The 18,012-nt window shown below is 72.1% G+C and carries 22 protein-coding genes; 16 read left to right on the forward strand and 6 right to left on the reverse strand.

All coding sequences use genetic code 11. The features are described 5' to 3' along the window. The first annotated feature begins 6 nt into the window (after window positions 1-6). Complete coding sequence (locus RKE29_RS02680; RefSeq protein ID WP_312003361.1) at window positions 7-1,278, forward strand: MFS transporter; 1,272 nt, start codon at window positions 7-9, stop codon at window positions 1,276-1,278. Here RKE29_RS02680 and RKE29_RS02685 read toward each other — a convergent pair. Continuing rightward, on the reverse strand, window positions 1,265-1,540 hold the full coding sequence (locus RKE29_RS02685; protein WP_312003362.1) for an SDR family oxidoreductase: 276 nt from the start codon (window positions 1,538-1,540) through the stop codon (window positions 1,265-1,267). The genes RKE29_RS02680 and RKE29_RS02685 overlap by 14 nt on opposite strands. Between RKE29_RS02685 and RKE29_RS02690 the strand changes: the two genes are divergently transcribed. Continuing rightward, window positions 1,449-2,021 (forward strand): TetR-like C-terminal domain-containing protein, encoded by a 573-nt coding sequence (locus tag RKE29_RS02690; RefSeq protein WP_312003363.1) that lies wholly within the window; start codon window positions 1,449-1,451, stop codon window positions 2,019-2,021. The genes RKE29_RS02685 and RKE29_RS02690 overlap by 92 nt on opposite strands. Before the next feature lie 543 nt (window positions 2,022-2,564). Here the strand turns inward: RKE29_RS02690 and RKE29_RS02695 are convergent. Together RKE29_RS02695 and RKE29_RS02700 are read right to left on the reverse strand one after the other, a co-directional pair. Beyond that, on the reverse strand, window positions 2,565-2,768 hold the full coding sequence (locus RKE29_RS02695; RefSeq protein ID WP_312003364.1) for a hypothetical protein: 204 nt from the start codon (window positions 2,766-2,768) through the stop codon (window positions 2,565-2,567). An 89-nt stretch (window positions 2,769-2,857) separates the two neighbouring features. Continuing rightward, entirely contained in the window at window positions 2,858-3,277 is a 420-nt protein-coding gene (locus tag RKE29_RS02700; RefSeq protein WP_312003365.1) for a hypothetical protein, read from the reverse strand. A 286-nt stretch (window positions 3,278-3,563) separates the two neighbouring features. Here RKE29_RS02700 and RKE29_RS02705 point away from each other — a divergent pair, with 286 nt between their 5' ends. The 10 genes from RKE29_RS02705 to RKE29_RS02750 are packed head-to-tail and all read left to right on the forward strand — an operon-like array spanning window position 3,564 to window position 10,234. Further along, on the forward strand, window positions 3,564-3,836 hold the full coding sequence (locus tag RKE29_RS02705; RefSeq protein ID WP_312003366.1) for a hypothetical protein: 273 nt from the start codon (window positions 3,564-3,566) through the stop codon (window positions 3,834-3,836). After that, window positions 3,833-5,116 (forward strand): lambda-exonuclease family protein, encoded by a 1,284-nt coding sequence (locus RKE29_RS02710; RefSeq protein WP_312003367.1) that lies wholly within the window; start codon window positions 3,833-3,835, stop codon window positions 5,114-5,116. Before RKE29_RS02705 ends, RKE29_RS02710 begins: the two co-directional genes overlap by 4 nt. Continuing rightward, a complete protein-coding gene (locus tag RKE29_RS02715) occupies window positions 5,113-5,970 on the forward strand; it encodes a recombinase RecT (RefSeq protein WP_312003368.1) in 858 nt (285 codons plus the stop codon). Before RKE29_RS02710 ends, RKE29_RS02715 begins: the two co-directional genes overlap by 4 nt. A gap of 40 nt (window positions 5,971-6,010) precedes the next feature. Then, window positions 6,011-6,838 carry a hypothetical protein gene (locus RKE29_RS02720; RefSeq protein WP_312003369.1) on the forward strand — a complete coding sequence of 276 codons (828 nt, stop codon included), beginning with the start codon at window positions 6,011-6,013 and terminating at the stop codon, window positions 6,836-6,838. Then, window positions 6,838-7,557 (forward strand): hypothetical protein, encoded by a 720-nt coding sequence (locus RKE29_RS02725; RefSeq protein ID WP_312003370.1) that lies wholly within the window; start codon window positions 6,838-6,840, stop codon window positions 7,555-7,557. The genes RKE29_RS02720 and RKE29_RS02725 overlap by 1 nt, the downstream gene beginning before the upstream one ends. Beyond that, window positions 7,554-7,973, forward strand: coding sequence for a hypothetical protein (locus RKE29_RS02730; protein ID WP_312003371.1), 420 nt, complete (start codon window positions 7,554-7,556; stop codon window positions 7,971-7,973). The genes RKE29_RS02725 and RKE29_RS02730 overlap by 4 nt, the downstream gene beginning before the upstream one ends. Then, window positions 7,970-8,230 carry a hypothetical protein gene (locus tag RKE29_RS02735; protein WP_312003372.1) on the forward strand — a complete coding sequence of 87 codons (261 nt, stop codon included), beginning with the start codon at window positions 7,970-7,972 and terminating at the stop codon, window positions 8,228-8,230. The genes RKE29_RS02730 and RKE29_RS02735 overlap by 4 nt, the downstream gene beginning before the upstream one ends. Then, window positions 8,227-9,012 (forward strand): DNA methyltransferase, encoded by a 786-nt coding sequence (locus RKE29_RS02740; protein ID WP_312003373.1) that lies wholly within the window; start codon window positions 8,227-8,229, stop codon window positions 9,010-9,012. Before RKE29_RS02735 ends, RKE29_RS02740 begins: the two co-directional genes overlap by 4 nt. Next, on the forward strand, window positions 9,009-9,467 hold the full coding sequence (locus RKE29_RS02745; RefSeq protein ID WP_312003374.1) for a hypothetical protein: 459 nt from the start codon (window positions 9,009-9,011) through the stop codon (window positions 9,465-9,467). Before RKE29_RS02740 ends, RKE29_RS02745 begins: the two co-directional genes overlap by 4 nt. Continuing rightward, entirely contained in the window at window positions 9,464-10,234 is a 771-nt protein-coding gene (locus tag RKE29_RS02750; RefSeq protein WP_312003375.1) for a hypothetical protein, read from the forward strand. The genes RKE29_RS02745 and RKE29_RS02750 overlap by 4 nt, the downstream gene beginning before the upstream one ends. A gap of 7 nt (window positions 10,235-10,241) precedes the next feature. Here RKE29_RS02750 and RKE29_RS02755 read toward each other — a convergent pair whose 3' ends face one another. Next, window positions 10,242-10,454 (reverse strand): hypothetical protein, encoded by a 213-nt coding sequence (locus tag RKE29_RS02755; RefSeq protein ID WP_312003376.1) that lies wholly within the window; start codon window positions 10,452-10,454, stop codon window positions 10,242-10,244. A gap of 98 nt (window positions 10,455-10,552) precedes the next feature. Next, window positions 10,553-11,185: a hypothetical protein gene (locus tag RKE29_RS02760; RefSeq protein WP_312003377.1), complete on the reverse strand. Its 633-nt coding sequence runs from the start codon at window positions 11,183-11,185 to the stop codon at window positions 10,553-10,555. A 64-nt stretch (window positions 11,186-11,249) separates the two neighbouring features. Here RKE29_RS02760 and RKE29_RS02765 point away from each other — a divergent pair, with 64 nt between their 5' ends. The 3 genes from RKE29_RS02765 (at window position 11,250) to RKE29_RS02775 (ending at window position 14,988) form a co-directional block, all read left to right on the forward strand. After that, window positions 11,250-11,684, forward strand: a complete 435-nt coding sequence (locus RKE29_RS02765) for a helix-turn-helix domain-containing protein (RefSeq protein ID WP_312003415.1) — start codon at window positions 11,250-11,252, stop codon at window positions 11,682-11,684. An 18-nt stretch (window positions 11,685-11,702) separates the two neighbouring features. Then, a complete protein-coding gene (locus RKE29_RS02770) occupies window positions 11,703-12,971 on the forward strand; it encodes a terminase family protein (protein WP_312003416.1) in 1,269 nt (422 codons plus the stop codon). A 526-nt stretch (window positions 12,972-13,497) separates the two neighbouring features. Further along, window positions 13,498-14,988 carry a phage portal protein gene (locus RKE29_RS02775; protein WP_312003378.1) on the forward strand — a complete coding sequence of 497 codons (1,491 nt, stop codon included), beginning with the start codon at window positions 13,498-13,500 and terminating at the stop codon, window positions 14,986-14,988. 2 nt (window positions 14,989-14,990) lie between these two features. Here the strand turns inward: RKE29_RS02775 and RKE29_RS02780 are convergent, their stop codons facing one another. After that, a complete protein-coding gene (locus RKE29_RS02780; RefSeq protein WP_312003379.1) occupies window positions 14,991-15,554 on the reverse strand; it encodes a hypothetical protein in 564 nt (187 codons plus the stop codon). A 222-nt stretch (window positions 15,555-15,776) separates the two neighbouring features. Between RKE29_RS02780 and RKE29_RS02785 the strand changes: the two genes are divergently transcribed. Next, on the forward strand, window positions 15,777-18,008 hold the full coding sequence (locus RKE29_RS02785; RefSeq protein WP_312003380.1) for a phage minor capsid protein: 2,232 nt from the start codon (window positions 15,777-15,779) through the stop codon (window positions 18,006-18,008). The last annotated feature ends 4 nt before the right edge of the window (window positions 18,009-18,012 follow it).

The following is an 18,012-nucleotide window of genomic DNA, read 5'->3' on the forward strand; positions in this document are numbered from 1 at the left end:
TGGGGCATGCGCACGTATCGCGAACTCTTCCGTGCACCGGAGTTCAAACCCCTTTTCTGGACATCCACGGTGCAGGTGGCCGGTCAGACGGTCAGCGGGCTCGCGCTGAGCACCCTGGTGTACGAGGCCACCGGCTCGCCGCTGCTGTCCGCGCTCGCCATGTTCGGGCCCGCCCTCGCGCAGGTGGCCGGGGCGCTGACGCTGCTGTCGGCCGCCGACCGGCTGCCGCCGCGCGCCGCGCTGGCGGCCGTGGCCTGGCTGTTCTGCGCGGGCACCGCCGCCCAGGCCGTCCCGGGGCTGCCCGTGTGGGCGTGCTTCGCGCTGCTGCTGGGCCTGGGGACGGCCGCCTCGGTGGCCGGCGGCGTGCGCTACGGGCTGCTCAACGAGGTTCTGGCGCGGGAGGGTTACCTGCTGGGCCGCTCGGTGCTGAACATGGCCGTGGGCACGACGCAGATCTGCGGGTACGCGCTCGGCGGCGTCCTGGTGGCCGCCCTGTCACCGCGCGGCGCGCTGCTCGCGGGCGCCGCCCTGTACGGCGCGGCGGGCGCGATCGCCCGGCTGGGCCTGGCCCGGCGGCCGCCGCGCGCGACGGGCCGGCCGTCGGTCGCCGAGACCTGGCGGACCAACGCGCTCCTGTGGTCCGCCCCGGCCCGCCGCCGCGTCTACCTCGCCCTGTGGGTGCCCAACGGGCTGATCGTCGGCTGCGAGTCCCTCTTCGTCCCGTACGCGCCGTCCCGCGCGGGCCTGCTGTTCGCGGCCGCCGCGCTCGGCATGCTGGCCGGGGACACGCTGACCGGCCGGTTCGTACCGCCCGGGTGGCGGGAACGGCTCGGCGCCCCGCTGCGCCTGCTGCTCGCCGTGCCGTACCTGCTGTTCGCCGTGCGCCCGCCGCTGCCGCTCGCGGTGGCGGCGGCCGCGGTGGCCTCGGTCGGGTACGCGGCGAGCCTGCTGCTCCAGGAGCGGCTGATGGCCCTGACCCCGCCCGACCTGAGCGGGCACGCCCTCGGGTTGCACTCCTCGGGCATGCTCGCCTGGCAGGGCGTGAGCGCGGCGCTGGCGGGCGCGGTCGCGCAGCTCACCTCGCCGTCGACGGCGATGGCGGTGCTGGCGGCGGCCTCGGTCGCGGTCACGGCGGCCCTGGCACCGGGCCTGCGGCCGGACCGCGCCGGGCCCCGGCCGCCGTCCCGCGCGTACGGAGCGGACGGTCCTGGCAGACCGGCGGACGGGGCCGGAGACGGCGGGCGGCGGCGGGGCCCGGAGGACCTCAGGAGACGGTGAGCCCGCCGTCGACGGGCAGGATCGTGCCGGTGACGTACGGCGCCGAGACCAGGTAGCGGACGGCCTCGGCCACGTCGCCGGGCTGCCCGATCCGCCTGACCGGCACGCCGTCCGCGGCGGCCGCGAACTGCGCCCGCCGCTGGTCCTCCGGCAGGAACGACCACCAGGCGGTGTCCACCACCCCCGGCGAGACGGCGTTCACCCGCACCGGCCCCAGCTCGGCGGCCAGCGGCGGGACGATCCGCTCCAGCGCGCCGTTCACGGCGGCGAGGCCGACCGTCCCGGGCAGCGCCGCGCGCGCGGGCGCCGGCAAGCAGACGATCTACCGCTGGTGGCCCTCGAAGGCCGACGTGGTGCTGGACGCGATGCTCGACATGGCCACCGAGAAGGTCGCCGTCCCGGACGAGGGCTCCCTGGACGCCGACCTGTCCGCCTTCCTGTCCGCCACCTTCCGCCAGCGCGGCCAGCGCCCGGTCCTCGTCGGCCTCATGGCCCAGGCCGTGCTCGACCCGGCCTTCGGCACGGCCTTCCGCGACCGCTTCCTCCTCAGCCGCCGCGCCGCCCTCCGCGGCATCCTCGACCGAGCCGCGACCCGCGGCGAGGTCGCCCCCGACGCCGACCTCGACCTGCTCGTCGACGTGGTCTACGGCGTGCTGTGGTACCGCCTGCTGCTGGACCACGCGCCCCTGGACGAGGCCCTGGCACAGCGCCTGGCGTCCCTGGTGGCACGGGCGGCGAAGTAAAGGCCCTGGCCGGAAATCGGCGGCGACGCCGAGGAGGCAGCCGTCCGCCGACCACTGCCCCGCCACCAGGGCCGGACCAGCGCCAAAGGCGAACGCTCGGCCCCGGCCGCCTGGGCCCGGGCCTAACACCGTGATTGCCTGCACTTCGGCCCAGCATCGGGCGAGCCGGCGATCCTGAACCGCCGTCGAACACCATCGGCCCCAGGCCGAAAACGCTCTGACCTGGGGCCGATCCGGTGGGCCGTCAGGGGCTCGAACCCTGAACCAATGGATTAAAAGTCCAGATGAGAGCGTGTCAGATGATGACGATCAATGATGACCCGTGACACATACGCAGGTCAGCACAGGTGCGGCTGCCCGGCGATCACAGCCCATGACGATCCGTCCATAGGCGTCCGGGCTCACACCGGGCTCACACGGCACCGCTCCTGACCTGCACCAGCAGGCATGTTTCACGGGCCACTCGCCGTACGTCGGCGACTGTGCAGCATCAGCGAAAGGGGCCGCGCGGCGTCCGCCGCGCGGCCCTGGTCGCTCACTGGCTCAGTCGTGGCGCTTGCCCGGGTCGGGCTTCTGGGTCTGCCGGCGGCCGCGGCCGGGGGCAAGGCCGTTCAACGCCCGTTCGAGAGCGGTCGCGCCGGCCGGGGTGATGTGCCGGTCGTCTATGACGATCCTTAAGTCATCGGCCGTCGAACGCAGGGCAACGAACGCTCCGTCGTCGAGTCGGGTTCGTCTAACGGTGATCAAGTGGCGCCCCCTCGGCACATGGCACGGCACGCCCGAATGCCTGTTCGATACAAGGACAACACCGAGAGTACACGAACAGGCACCCAACGTCACCCCCCTGGGGGATCGACCCGTTCCGCCTCCGCCTCGGGGGCATCACCCGAGGCCCACCTCTTCAACAGATCATGCACCAACGGCATATGCTCCGGCTTTATTCCGGGCACGTGCGCCACGACGACAGCAGCTTCGGGCGTGCTCGCGCCCAGCGGGTCACCGGCGACCAGGCCGACGTACTGCTGCGCCGCCGCGATCTGCGCGAGGTGCTCCGGCTTGCGGACCGCGGCGGCGACGGCGCGGACCAATGGCGGGTTGATCTTGACCGGCTCGTCGTGTGCGATCTTCCACAGGGTTTGATGCGACGTCCGGTAACCGGTCCTCGGATCGATCGCCTTTCCAGCTAGTTCCCGGTACGTGCTCTCTGCGACCGCTTCCCGCACCAGGTCGCCGAACGGGGTGCCGGATTCCCACATGTCCCATCTCCGTCCCTGTCGCGTTACGGGAACGCGCTCATTGAACCAGTCGGCGACGTGCGCGGCACGCGGCCGAAGTTCGTTGACGGCCCAGTTCAAGCCACCTACCGTTACCGCCATCACCGGAAGCAGACAGGGGCCTCACAAGTCCCTTACACGCTACGCGCGATGACTGTATCTGTCCGTTTACAGAGACAAGGGGGCGAAGTGTCCACCCGCGCGCCCGAGCCGGTGCGCCCGGATTGGCAGCGGGACGAGCATGTCCGAAGTACGGGGAGTGAGTCACATGAGCGTCGAGTTCATCGGCCCGCCGCCTGCGGGCAAGAACACCAAGCACGACCGCAACGCGCAGGATTTGAAGGCACGCCCCGGCGAGTGGGGGGTCGTCCAGCGCACGGAGACCAACAGCCGCGCGGCGTCGGCTGCGCAGGCGATACGCACCGCGAAGCTGGCCGCGTACGCCCCGGCCGGCTCGTTCGAGGCCGTCGCCCGGACGGTCACCGAGGCCGGCGTCGCCGAACACCGGGTGTACGCCCGGTACGTGGGGCGCCCGCAGTGACGGCCGCGCCGGAACGGCCGGCGGCCGTCACCCCTGCCGGCGTCGTCGTCACCGCCCCGGGTGTGGAGCGCGAGCGGTGGCTCGCCGCCCGCCGCACGGGCGTGGGCGGTTCCGATGTCGCCGCGGTACTCGGCATGGACGAGCACGTCTCGCCCCTTGAGGTCTACCTCGACAAGGTCGGCGACCTGCCCGGCCGCCCGCGCTCGCCTGAGTTGGACGAGGCGGCGTTCTGGGGTCTGGCGCACGAGCCGGTGATCGCCCGGGTGTTCGCCGAGCGCACCGGTCTGCGCGTGGTCGACGGCCCGGGGATGCTGGCGCACGTCGACCGCCGGTGGATGCTCGCCACCGTCGACCGCCTTGTCGCGGAACCGTCCGCGTTTTTACCCGCGTCACTGCTGGAGATCAAGACCCGGTCCGCGTACCAGCTCGACGAGTGGCTGCTCGGCGTGCCGGACGGCCCGGCGCTGCAAACCCACTGGTACCTCGCCGTGACCGGCTACGGTCACGCCCACGTCGCCGCGCTGCTCGGCGGCAACCGGCTGATCGTTCACCGCGTCGAGCGCGACGAGGGCCTGATCGAGCACCTGGTGCAGATCGTCGGCGCGTTCTGGCAGCGCGTCGTCGACCGCGCGCCGCCTCCGGTCGACGGCTCGGCGGCCACCGCCGACCTACTCGCCCACCTCTACGACGTCGCGCCCGGCTCGGTGACGGTCGCCGACCCGCGCGAGGTGCTGCCGCTGCTGGAGCGGCACCGCGAGCTGAAGCAGCGCCAGGAGCGCACCGCGGACGCGCTGCGCGAGGTCGACAACCGCCTCAAGGCCATCGCCGGCCGGGCCGAAGTCGTCACGGTGCGCGGTGATGTCGCCTACACGTGGAAGCAGAACGGCCCCTTCTCGCCGAAACGTTTCTCCGCCGCCTGTCCCGGGCTCGCCGCCCAGTACACCCGCCCGGCCGACGTGCTCGACACCGCCCGCCTGGCCGCCGAGCACCCCGCCCGCTATCGCGCCTTCCGGGCCCTGTTCTCGGCAAGTTCAGTTGGCCCCACTTTGGGCCTGATCGACATCCGTTCTGGCCCCACCTCCGACGGAGAGCCAGCAACGGGCCTGAGTGCGAGACGGCCGCCTCTAGCTGCGTCTTTGTCTGTGACCTGCCGATCGGCCGCGCGCGTCGCTCGAACACCTGATGGCGCCAACTTCGATGTCGGAGTGGAGCCCGTTTCAGTTGCCACAAACAGGGCCCGCCGTCTGCTGGTCCCCGCCGCGAAGGAGTCCGCCCGTTGAGCACCAACCTCGCCGCGCGCGTCGCCAAGCGCGCCCAGACCGCCAACGTCGGCCACCGCGCCGACCGCGGAACGCCGCCGCCGCTGGTGGCGTTCGTGCACTCCATGCGCGGGGAAATCGCCCGCGCCCTGCCCTCCCACGTCGCCAGCCCGGAGCGCATAGCCCGTATCGCGCTGACGGAGCTACGGCGCGTCGAACACCTCGCCGAGTGCACGCAGGAGAGTTTCGGCGGGGCCTTGATGACCTGCGCCCAGCTCGGCCTGGAACCGGGCGGAGTCAGCGGGGAGGCGTACCTGCTGCCGTTCTGGAACAAGCAGCTCGGCGCCTACGAGGTCCAGCTCGTCATCGGCTACCAGGGCATGGTCCGGCTGTTCTGGCAGCACCCGCTCGCCGCCGGACTCGACGCCCACACCGTCTACGAGAACGACGACTTCGACTTCGAGTACGGGCTCGCCCCCGTACTGCGGCACCGGCCGGCCCGCGGCGACCGGGGACAGCCGACCGAGTACTACGCGGTCGCCCGGATGACCAACGGCGGAAGCGCGTTCGTCGTGCTCAGCGGCGGCGAAGTCGAACGCATCCGGCAGAGGTCCAAGGCCAAGGACCGCGGCCCGTGGACCACCGACTACGACGCCATGGCCCGCAAGACCTGCGTCCGGCAGTTGTTCAAGCTGCTGCCGAAGTCCGCGGAACTCGCCCGCGCGGTCGCGCACGACGAGAGCGTACGGCGCGACACCGGCCCGGACGGGATCGACGCGGTACCCGCATACGTCGAGGGCGAGGTCGTCGCCGAGCAGCCGACCGAGCACGCCGAGGCCACCGGCCCCGGCGCTACCGACGGGGGCATGGCGTGAACGTCCATGAGTCCTGGGCCGTGGCCGCGGGAGCGGCGCCATGACCCTAGATGCCATGGACTGGGTATGGACCCGGTCGGAGTCCAAGGGGGTAGCCCGTACGGTGCTGCTGGCCATCGCCGACCGGTGCACGGGCCCGGCCTGCACCGCCTACGCCGGTACCGCCATGCTCGTCCAGCGCTCCCGCGCCGCCCGCTCCACCGTCGTCGCCGCCGTCGACAAGCTGCTCGCCTCCGGTGAACTCGCCATCGTCGACGGGGTGAAAGGCCCGCGGGGGGAGACCTGCTACCGCCTTCCGCACGCCGTCGGGCACACCCGGCCAGCGTCCGAAGATGCCCGTTTCGCGGGTCCGGACCCCGGACCGGTACAGAATCCGGACCGGTCCGAGGACCGTACCCCGGGGGGTGCGGATTCCGGACCCGAGGGGTACGGGCACCGGACCCCCACCGGTCCGGATTTCGGACCCCAGAACGCATCTGAACGCAAGCACCAAGCAGAACAGCAGCCGCGCGCGAGCACGCCGCCATCCCCGGCCGCCGTCGGCGCGCTGCGGCACCTGGCCGAGGCGCTCGCCGCCGCCGGCGTCGAGGTCCGATGGACGCTCGGCCTCGGCGAGCAGCACGACCTCGGGCAGCTCCTACGACGGCACGGCGCCGCCGCCCTGGTCGACCTCGCCGCCCACCGCTCCGTGCCCGGCGCGCCGCCGAAACCGGCCCGCTACTGGCTGCGCGTGTGGGCCGACCTCGACCGCTCTCCCGCAGCCCGGCCCGCGGCCGCCGCCCCGGCCCGGCCGGCGGCCGCGGACGCCTACGCCGACAACCTCGCCGCCGGCCTCGCCCTCCTCTCCGCGCAGAAGGGCTCCGCCTGATGATCGACCGCGAAATCGCCGCGCTGCTGGCGTACGCCGGCCGCCTCGACAGCCGGATACGCCGCACCCTGGCCGACCCCCGGCAAGCCGCCCGCACCATCGAGGAATGGACGGGCGCCCTCGCCGACCTCCCCGCCACCCGTCCCGAAGTCGGATGGGACGTCGCGCACGCCGTACGCCGCTACTACGAGCAGCACGGCGGCAACCGCAGCGCGCAGTACCGCGCCATCGAGCCACACGACGTCCTCGCCACGTGGGCGCCGTACCGGGCCGAATTGATGAACCGGCACACCGACCCGCTACCGGACGCCGACCCCGACGACCCCGCCGCGTGGCGCGCCGAACTCCTGGCCACCCGCGCCGCCGTCGCCACCGGCCACACGCCGCCCGTGCAGTACCGCCCGGCCCTCGACCCCGCCGGGCAGCAGCGCGTCGCCGCCCTGCTCTCTTCCGCCGACGGCCGCCCCCGCCGCGCGCTGCCCGAGCACGCCGCCCGGCAGCTCGCCCCCTTCCGCCCCGTACGGGCCGCCCGCGACGCCGCGCGGTCCGACGGACAGCCCGACCCGCTCGACCACCCGTGCACCTGGTGCGGCGCCCAGACCGACGAGCCGTGCCGAACCGGCTACCGCCGCCACGGCAAGGGCCGCGGCACCCGCGCCACCCCGCACCCCTGCCGCGTCGACGCGGCCACCCGCGCCGACCAGGAGACCGCCGAGTGAGCCGCCGACGCCACCACCACGCCACCGAGACCACCCGCAACACCGCCGACTACCGCGCAACCGCCACCTGGCCCGGCACCGCCCGCCCCTTGGTGTGGCACAACGCCGACCGCCGCCAGGTACGCCGCAAAGCCCGGCAATGGGCCGACAACGGCGCGCACGTCGTCATCGCCCGCCATCGCGGCGGCACCTGGCACACCCTGGCCACCGTCGACGGCCCCGCCCGCCACCGAGCCGCCGCCGAGCACCGCGCCCGCGTCGACGCCCGACTCGACGCCGACACCGCCGCGTTCGTCGACCGCGTCCTCACCGAGCACGCCGAGGCCCGGCACGACGACCTCGCCCGCCTGATGCGCCGACCGCCCGCACCCCGCCCGGTCCGCGCCCGCCACACCACCGGAGGCGACCACCGATGATCCCGCCCGCGGCACGCGCCGCGCTCGCCGCCCACCTCACCGACACCCTCGGCCTCCCGCCCCACCTCGCCGCCCGCACCGCCGCCACCCTCGCCGACCACCTCACCGCCGACGGATGGCACCTCACCCTCACCCCGCCCGCGCGACCGGTCGCGCCTCGCGCGCGCGAGGCGCGCTCGGCCCGGCGCCTCGCCGCCCGGCTGCTGACCCGCCGCCCGCGACGCGCCCCCGTACGGAAGGCAGGCACGGCCCGATGACCGACGCCCCGCAGCCCGCGCTGCACCGCGGCGACGCCCTCGCCTGGCTCACCTCGCTCGGCACCGCGACGGCGGCCGCCGTCATCACCGACCCGCCGTACAGCTCCGGCGGCATGCTCCGCTCCGACCGCAACGCCAGCACGCGCCGCAAGTACAGCGGACTCAAGAGCCACCACCACCTGCCCGACTTCACCGGCGACAACCGCGACCCCCGTTCGTGGGGCTACTGGATGGCGCTGTGGCTCGGCGAGGCCGCCCGCGTCGTCCAGCCCGGCGGCGTGCTCGCGATGTTCACCGACTGGCGCCAACTCCCCGCCGCCAGCGACGCCCTCCAGGCCGGCGGGTGGGTATGGCGCGGCATCGTGCCGTGGATCAAGCCGGACGCGCGCCCGCAACTCGGCCGCTTCACCCAGAACGCCGAGTTCCTCGTCTGGGGCACCAACGGCCCGCGCCCGTTCGCCGGCCCCTGCCTCCCCGGCTACTACGTCGCCCGCGCACCCCGCGCCACCGACCCCGGGGCGCACCGCCGCCGGCACCTCACCCAGAAACCGCTCGACCTGCTGCGGTCGGTGGTCCGCGTCGTCGAGCCCGGGGCCCTGGTCCTCGACCCGTTCGCCGGCGCCGGGACCACCCTGCTCGCCGCCGCCCTCGAAGGACGGCACGCCGCCGGATGCGAACTCGACCCCGTACACCACCAGACCGCACTCGACCGGCTCGCCGAAGCCGCCGACCCCGGCCCGATCAGCCCGACCGCACTCGATGTCACCGGAGGCGCCGCGTGAACACCCCGCACCACTCCCGACGCGACCGCCACCCCCGCCCGTCCGCAGCCCAGCAGACGCGCGCCGCCCGCCGCGCATCCCTCGCGGCTCTGCTGGACCTCGCCGACCGCGGCACCCTCAGGACCGCCGACGCCGCCGCGCTGCGCGAGCACGTCGAGGCCGAACTCGCCGAGGGCGACAAGGCCCGGCGCGGCGCGGTCGGACAGCAGGCCGCGGCCCGTCGGCTGCTGCGCCGCATCGACGCCGCCGAGCAGGCCATCATCGAGACCGAGGCCGACCGCGACCGGCTACAGCGGCAACTCGACGAACGCCGGCAGCACCCCGCCGACGACGGCGCGCCGGGCCCGGCAGGCGCCGCCGGCCACCCGGAGGGTACGTGCCGCTGCCGCACGGGACCCATCAGCGGCCGCCACCACGTCGGAGCCCGTACGCCCGTCCCGGGGCGGTGCCGGTGACCCGTCCCCCCGCCGCCGTCCACGAGACCGCCGCCGCGCTGCGCACCGTCCGCCAGCACTGGGGCGATCTGCTGCTCGCCATCGAGACCCCGCCGCCCGCCGACACCTGGCCGCCCCGCCAGCTCGCGCACACCCTGAACCCCGCCACCGACGAGCCGCCCGCCGCCGAGGAGCGCGCGCCCCTGGTCCTGCGCCAGCACCCGGCCCCGCTGAACCTCGGCGCACTGGACACCGGCCTCACCATCGAACGCGACCTGTTCGACCTCGCCGACATCGTCGCCGCCGAGGCACAGCAGCACCTCGCCCCCGGCGACCCGCGCCGCTGGACCTACCGCAGCGAGACCGACCCCGGCAGCCGCGCGCACGGCGTGCACTGGGCCGCCCTGTACATCGAGGGGCGGGTGCTCGCCGAGGACACCGAACCCGAACCGCGCCCGGACGGCACGCTCGCCGCCCCGCCGTTCGTCCCGCTGCCGGCGTACCTGCTGTACGAGGCCCGGCGCACCGCCCGCACCTGCGCGGCCCGGCTGCTGCGCGAACTCGGCATCGGCCAGCGCACCACCCCGATCCCCGACCGCCCGTGCCCCTGGTGCGGCGGCGAACTCACCCTGCACACCCCGCCGGACGGGGCCCCGGCGATCACGTGCGGCACCGGACCGCGCTGCCCCGCGCCGGTGGCTCTCGACGAGCACGGCCTGCGGGTGTGGACGTGGGCCGCGCTGCCCGTCCTGGTGGCGGCGCTGGAGCGCACGGCACCCGCAGGGTGACGGTTTCTCAGGCTGTCCGCTGGTCGCCCTCGGCCGCCTTCTGCGCGGCCGGGGGCGCCGACGGGCGCGGCACCGCACTTGCCGCCGACCCGCTGCCCGCCGAGCCGGGCACATGGCGCGCGGCCGGGTGGTGTCGCCCCAGGGCGGCCAGCAGCTCACCCTCGCCGGCATGGCCGCGGACGCCCAGCAGGGCGCCCTCTTCACCGCGCGCCCCCAACACCCTTGCGCCGTTACCTTTCCGTGACCTACCGTAGATGGCACCTCCGGCGTGCCCAGACGCCCCTTTCGCGGTTCCGGTGAGGCGGCCTTCACCTCCCTTCACGCGTTGCTGCGGCGCGTTCTCTCTGTGAAGTTGGGCCGCCCTCCGACGGTTCTAAGCAGAGCCTCGAAATCACGCCGCACCGCGTCATACTTCGCCTTGTCATGCAACGATTCGGCGAACGCGCGGAGAGTTCCACCGCCCACGTCGCCAAGTCGTTTCATGGCGCTCAACTGCGCGCCCAGCCAGGAGTCAGGCGGGATCATACGCCAAGCGGTTCCCCTCGATTTCTCGATAAAAGCGTGGGTGCCGTCAAACTCCGTAGTCATGGCGAACTCTTCCGCACAGGCCGTTGTCAACTCGCCGAAGATCGCGATGAGATGTTGCCGGATACGTCGCCGTCTTCGGAGGGGAAGCCGCAAAGATAGCCTGACCAACTCGACGGCCATGGAATTGCAACCACTGTCATTCAAGAATTGCTGAGGATAATCTCTCTTTATCGAGTAGCGATGCCAGTGCAACGCCAAGTACGAAAGCCGCTGAGCCGTATATGAACGAAGCGCATCAAGGTCCGCCGCTCGCTGCTTCCCTAGTTCCTGACGCTGAGCTACGTAGCCAGCCAAGAACAACGAAGCGGCGGCGCCGCCCAAGGCGCCAGTGCCAACCTTGACGGCGAGATCGATGAAATCCACGCCTGTATTGTGGTCGTCTCAGCCCTTACTCGCGAGTTGAGGAGACGGGCCGATAGCTGCTTCGATCTCTGAGCGCGATCGCCAAGGGGTGCGGCGACTACACGCCGACGGGAAGAGTCGTAACGAGATCGCCCGTGCCATAGGACGCAGCGCCTCGACCGTGTCAAAGATCGCTCGCGAGGAGGGGCTGGTCTTCTCCGGGGGTGCCCGCGTCGCCGCCGCCACCGAGGCCCGCCGCGCCGACGCCGCCGCGCGGCGCGAGCTGCTCGCCGATGAGGCCCTCGACGGTGCCCTCGGCCAAGTCGCCCGCGCCGGCGGAGCCGAGACCGCGCGGGATGCCCGCGACCACGCCACCGCCGCCCGCGCCCTGGCGGACGTGCACGCCCGGATCGCCGAACTCGCCCGCGCCAATGGCCGGGCGAGTACGGGCGGATCGCTGCTCGACAAGCTCGCCGACGTCCTGATCGGACCGGACGGAGGTGACGGCGACGGGGGGTGACGGCCCACGTCAGCCCCCCTGTCCGACAAACAACTGCGGTCCATTCGCGAATCGGCCCGCGCCCGGATCTCGATCTGGCACGGCTCCGTCAGGTCCGGAAAGACGATCGCATCGTTGGTCGCGCTGCTGCTCGGCATCCGCCGCGCGCCCGCCTCCGGGCTGATTCTGATCTGCGGACGCAGCTTGCAGACCATCGAACGCAACATCATCGAACCGTTGCAGGACCCGGCTCTCTTCGGGGCCGTGGCCTCCGAGGTCCGCCACACCCGCGGCGCCACCACGGCAACCGTGCTCGGGCACACGGTGCACCTGATCGGCGCCAGCGACGCGCGAGCCGAGGGCCGACTACGTGGCCTGACCGCCGCACTGGCCTACGTCGACGAAATCACGCTGCTGCCCGAAGCGTTCTTCGCGCAACTCCTCGCCCGGCTGTCCGTGCCCGGGGCACGGCTGCTGGGCACCACGAACCCGGACTCGCCCCGCCACTGGGCGAAGGTCGGGTACCTCGACCGGACGCACGAGCTGAACCTGCGCGCGTGGCACTTCCGCCTCACCGACAACCCCAGCCTGACGCCGCAGTACCTCGCCGACCTGTCCGCCGAGTACGTCGGCCTATGGCGCCGACGCATGATCGACGGCGCGTGGGTCGTCGCCGAGGGCGCCGTTTACGACATGTGGGACGAGCAGCGGCACGTCGTCGCCGCCCTGCCCACGATGCGCCGCTACTGGCTCGGCATCGACTACGGCACGACCAACCCCTTCGCCGCGGTCCTGCTCGGCCTCGGCGAAGACGGCCGACTGTACGCCGTCTCGGAGTGGCGCCACGACTCCCGCCTCGCGCACCGGCAGATGACCGACGCGCAGTACAGCGCGGCCGTCCGGTCGTGGCTAGGTCGGCACCAGGTCGAGCCGGAATGGACGTTCATCGACCCGTCGGCCGCCAGTCTCATCACCCAGCTTTGGACCGACGGGCACCCCGGCGTCACACGGGCTGACAACGACGTGCGGGGCGGTATCCGGTCGGTGGCGTCCGCTCTTGCCGGCGGCTTGCTGTACGTGCACGAGTCGTGCGCCGACCTGCTCGACGAGGTCCCCGGGTACTCCTGGGACCCGGCCGCGACAGCCAAGGGGGAAGACCGGCCCACCAAGAACGCCGACCACTCCCTCGACGCCTTGCGCTACGTCGTGCACTCCACCGCGCACGAGTGGCGCCACCTGCTCACCACATCGGGGGAGCCGCTGAACGATCGACTCCCCCGAGCCGATCATCTGAATTCCTCCCGCTAGTCCGTCCCGCGCCAGGCAGCGCGTATCTGACGAAGGGATCAGATTGCTTCTATCGCTTTCACGGCCAACGCCGGGATCAAATCCAGGACATAGCCAACGACCAAAGCGCAGCCCCCAAGACACCCCACGATTACTGTGGCCCAACCAACCGTTTCCATATACACCGGCTTCCTTCTCTGCGGAGAGGCCGGGCCGGTTGACGGGCAGACTCGGCCCGGCCACCTTCAAGTGGCCAGAACCGAGAAGCGTCACCCTAAGCACCGCTGAATCTCGTTTACAGCGCCGTACCACTGGCGCTTATACGATGCAGAGCAGAAGCGAACAACGCTCTCGCTCCGAGCCTCACAGAAGGCTGCACGGTGCTTGGGGTGCCAGCCCTTGGTGTCGTGAAGTGAAGCTGCGAAAACAGCGTGGCAGATGCGACCCACTCGCCTCACCTCAACAGCAAGCCCGTTGCCTAATCGTGACATTGTCATCGGTGCGCCTGCCCCATGTCGCCTGACGCATCCGGATCGGAGGTAGCGACGTGCCCCTGCCCGACAACGGCACCGCTTGGCCGCCCCGGAGCGTCGTCCCGCTCTACGCCGACATCAAGGTCGACGATGCGTGGTACAGCGGCGATCCCAAGCGGCTCGCCGAGGTCTACCGGCACGCTCCGCAGCACCGGCACGACGGCCGCCGGCGCCTGTGGGGCCGTCAGCAGCGCCACCCTCACCGGCGCGAGCACCGGCTGCACATCCCGCTCGCCGGCGAGATCGCCCAGACGTCCGCCGACCTGCTGTTCGCCGATACCCCCGTCGTCACCGTGGCGGACACTGCGACGCAGGACCGCCTCGGCGAGCTGCTCGACGCCGGGGGCGTGCCCGAGCTGCTGCTCGCCGCCGCAGAGACCGCCGCCGCCCTGTCGGGGGTGTTCCTGCGGGTGACGTGGGACAAGGCAGCGGCCCCCGACCGGCCGCTACTCACCGCCGTGCACCCCGACCAGGCGGTACCCGAGTGGTCGTTCGGGATCATGCAGGCTGTGACGTTCTGGCGGGTCCTGCCCTCGACGACGTCGACGGTATGGCGCCACCTGGAGCGGCATGAACGGGGCCGCATCCTGCACGGTCTGTACGAGGGCACCGACGACCAGCTCGGCCGACGCGTCCCGCTCGCCGAACATCCGGACACGGCCGTTCTCGCCAACTCTCTCGGGCCCGAGGGCGACAGCATCGAGACCGGGGTCGACCTATTGACCGCGGTGTACGTGCCGAACATCGCGCCCAACCGGCGGCACCGCGGCGCCCCGTGGGGCCGCAGTGACCTACAGGGGATGCACGACCTGCTCGACGCGCTCGACGAGACGTGGACGTCATGGCTGCGCGACGTCCGCCTCGCCCGGGCGCGGCTGATCGTGCCCGACGGGTACCTGCGCAACAACGGACCCGGCCGCGGCGCGGAGTTCGACGACGACCGGGAGGTCTGGCAGACGCTCGCCATCCCGCCCACCGAACAGGGTGCCGCGGGCATCACCCTGTCCCAGTTCGCCATCCGCGTCGAGGAGCACCGAGCGACGGCTGAGGCGATCGTGCGGCAGGCCACGGCCGCGGCCGGCTACTCCCCTGCGTCCGTCGGACTCGACGGAGACGGAGCAGCGGTCACCGCAACGGAGATCGCCGCGCGTGACCACCGGTCGATGGTGACCCGAGGGAAGAAGGCGCGGTACTGGCGCCGCGGTGTCGCTGACATCCTGTACGTCCTGCTCGCCATCGACCAGGCGCAGTTCGGCAGCCGCATCACGCCGGAACGGCCGACGGTCGACATCGGCGACGGTGTCGCCGAGGACCCCGCCAGCACCGCGCAAACCCTGTCCCTGCTCGCGCAGGCACAGGCCCTCAGCACGGACACGAAGGTACGCATCCTTCACCCCGCTTGGGACAACGCCGCAGTTGCCGAGGAAGTTGCGCGCATCCACGCCGAGACCGGGCAGGCCGCGCCGGACCCGGTCGGGACTTTCCCACTCACCGCGACGAATTGATTTTATTTTTCCCGCGCGATCCCCAACGGCTCTCGCCTAGTTTTCAAATTATCATATTCCGAATACAGAGAATTCAGCGACTCGGGTTCCGCGCCCAACAAAATAGTTGTGCGCGCATCCAAAAGTCGACCGAGAAGCCGAGAATATTCCCCGGCGAGAACAACGAGCTGTTCGCCACGCTCACGCAATCCCAAAGTCGACGGCACAGCGATAGAAATTGCGCCTGAAATTGCCGCCACAGCGCTTACGATTTGCCACCAAACCTCGGGGGAACGAGTGATTTGCGAAATGCTGAAAGCCCCCGCCACGGCGCTCAGCGCAGCCCCGAACACATTGAATCGACGAATCAGGCGATTCACTTTGGAAATTTCTACAGGAATCCTATCCGCCCAATCCCGAGCCCTACCGATACACAAATCAAGCCGCTCTGGCACATGTCGCCGACCAGGAGCATACCCCTGCGGCGACCACTTACTTTCTGGAAGCACCTCCACAGGTACCCATGCCTCTACATCTTTTGACCCCATCCTCGATCCGATGAACAACGGCTCACCCCAGCCGCTCACGACCTCTTCTCGCTGGCTGCGCTTGGACTGTCGGAACCCAAGGAACTTGACATGCCGACACCAACAAACTTCCACATAGACAGGCTTACGCCGAAAAGGAGACACGAGCGCACTCTCACCTACGCGCGACGATAATTTCAAAAATTATCTCTAGACGCTCCAGGCAGACGCGAACCATTTCGCAATGAATTTCATCCATCCGGGGGGAAAGGGAACCTTCACATGCCCGTGTCCCCCGACCAGGTCGAGTACCTCGCCGCCACGACGTCCGACCTGTACGCCGACGTCGAGCAGCGCCTGCTCGCTGTGGTGGCGCGGCAGCTTGCCGCCGGCCTAGAGGCGCCGGGGTGGGCGGTTGCCAAGCTCGCTGCCCTGGCCCCGTTGCGCCGCGCGGCCGAGGCCCTGCTTGACACCCTGGCCGAGCAGGTCGGCCCGGAGGTGCGGCGCGTCGTCGCCGAGGCGTATGAGTCCGGCCGGCACTCCGCCTTGGCCGAACTCGGCGTGCTGAGGGACGACGAGCGGCGCACCGTGGCCGAGCACACCCCGCAGGCCGGCGCCGTCGACCGCCTCGCCGCCGAGACCGTCCAGACGGTCACCGCCACGCACCGCGGGATTCTGCGGGCGGTAGAGGACGGTTACCGGCAGGTCGTCGCCGAGGTGACCGCGGCCCCGCTGCTGGGTGTCGAGACGCGCCGGCAGGCCACGCAGCAGGCCATGACCCGGTTCGCCGACCGGGGCGTGTCCTCGTTCCGGGACCGTTCCGGCCGACGTTGGTCCCTGACCGCGTACGCCGAGATGGCCGTACGCACCAGCGTGGGCCGCGCGGCGACCGAGGCGCACATGACCACGCTCGCCGCCGCCGGCGTCGACCTGGTCGTCGTGTCCAACTCCCCGCGCGAGTGCCCGCTGTGCCGGCCGTGGGAACGGGCCGTGTTGTCCATCGGCGGCCCGGACGGGCCCCGGCTGGTCGATGTCGAGCACGCGACCGAGGACGGGCGCATGGTCCGTGTGCACGTCGCCGGATCGCTGGACGAAGCCCGCCGGGCAGGGTTGCAGCACCCGAATTGCCGGCACAGCGTGTCGGCCTACGCTCCGGGCATCACCCGCACCGGGGACGCCGCGGCGGACCCGGCCGGCTACAGGGCCGGTCAGCGGCAGCGCGAGATCGAGCGGCACATCAGGAAGTACAAGAGCCGGGCCGCAGCGGCCGTCACGCCCGAAGGCAAGCGCGCGGCCGAGGCCAAGGTGCGCCAGTGGCAGGGCGCCATGCGCGACCACCTCGCCGCACACCCGGACCTGCGCCGTCTGCGCCACCGTGAGCAGCCCGGCGCCTCGAACCTGCCCACGCCGGCCCCGACGCCGCCGTCCGACGTCGTGCAGGCCGCCCGCGTGCGCGCCGGCGACGACGGCACGCTGCGGGAGATGACCGACGAGCAGCTCGGCGCCGCCATCCGCCCGGGCGTTTTGGATGACCGGGACCTCGGCCGTATCGCTGCCGAGGTCGAGCGGCGTGACGAGCAGGCGGTGCTCGACCGCATCCGGCCCGGCGGCCGGCTGGTGGGCGACCTCACCCCGTACAGCGACGACGAACTCGCCCGCGCGGTGCCGCACCTGGGGGACGACGACGTGCTGCGGGTCATGGCCGAGATGGACCGGCGGGACCTCGACGCCGGCCTGCCCGGGGCCCGCCGGGACCTGATCGGCTTGTCGGACGCCCAGTTCGCCGAGCGGGCCCGCCACGCGGACGCCGGCGAACTTGATGCGCTCGCGGCCGAGGCCGACCGCCGGCAGTTGCTCGCCGAGACCTTCCCCGCCGGCCGGCTGCGGCCCGACCTGGATCAGGTCGGCGACGACGTGCTCGGGTGGGCGTTGCGCTACGCCACCCGCGAGGACGCCGAGCGGATCGCCGCCGAGTTCGACGCCCGGTACCCGCCGACGGCCCAGACGCCGCCGGGGCGCGGGGCGCACACCGTCGCCGGGCAGCTCTCCGACCGGGCCGCGGTCGAGGAGCTGCTCGCCCCGGCCGGCGATCCGGACGACTGGGGGCACCTGGCGCTCGACGGGCCCGACGACCCGTACGCCGGCCTGTCCGCCACCGAGCGCTGGATCGCCGAACGCGAGGCGGAAGCGGCAGCGGCCCGCGGTGCGTACACCCGCGAGCAGATACGGGAGATGTACCGCGAGCACGTGTATGCGCAGTGGCTCGAAGCCGAGGACGCGCTGCGCGGCGTGCTGCTGTCCCGCCAGGCCGAGGCCGCCGGCGTCGACCCGATCAGCCTGTTCACCGGGCCGGCGCACATCGCCTACGCCCGCGCGTCGGAGGAGCTGAAACGCTGGTGGGCCGATCACCCGCGTACTACGCTGAACGAGTACACCGAGCAGATCACCGGCCGGCGCAGCGCCGCGGCGGACACCGCCCGCAAGGCGCGCGACGACCGGCAGAACCGACTGTGAGGAG

Source organism: Streptomyces sp. B1866, from assembly GCF_031932565.1.
Classification (GTDB): domain Bacteria; phylum Actinomycetota; class Actinomycetes; order Streptomycetales; family Streptomycetaceae; genus Streptomyces.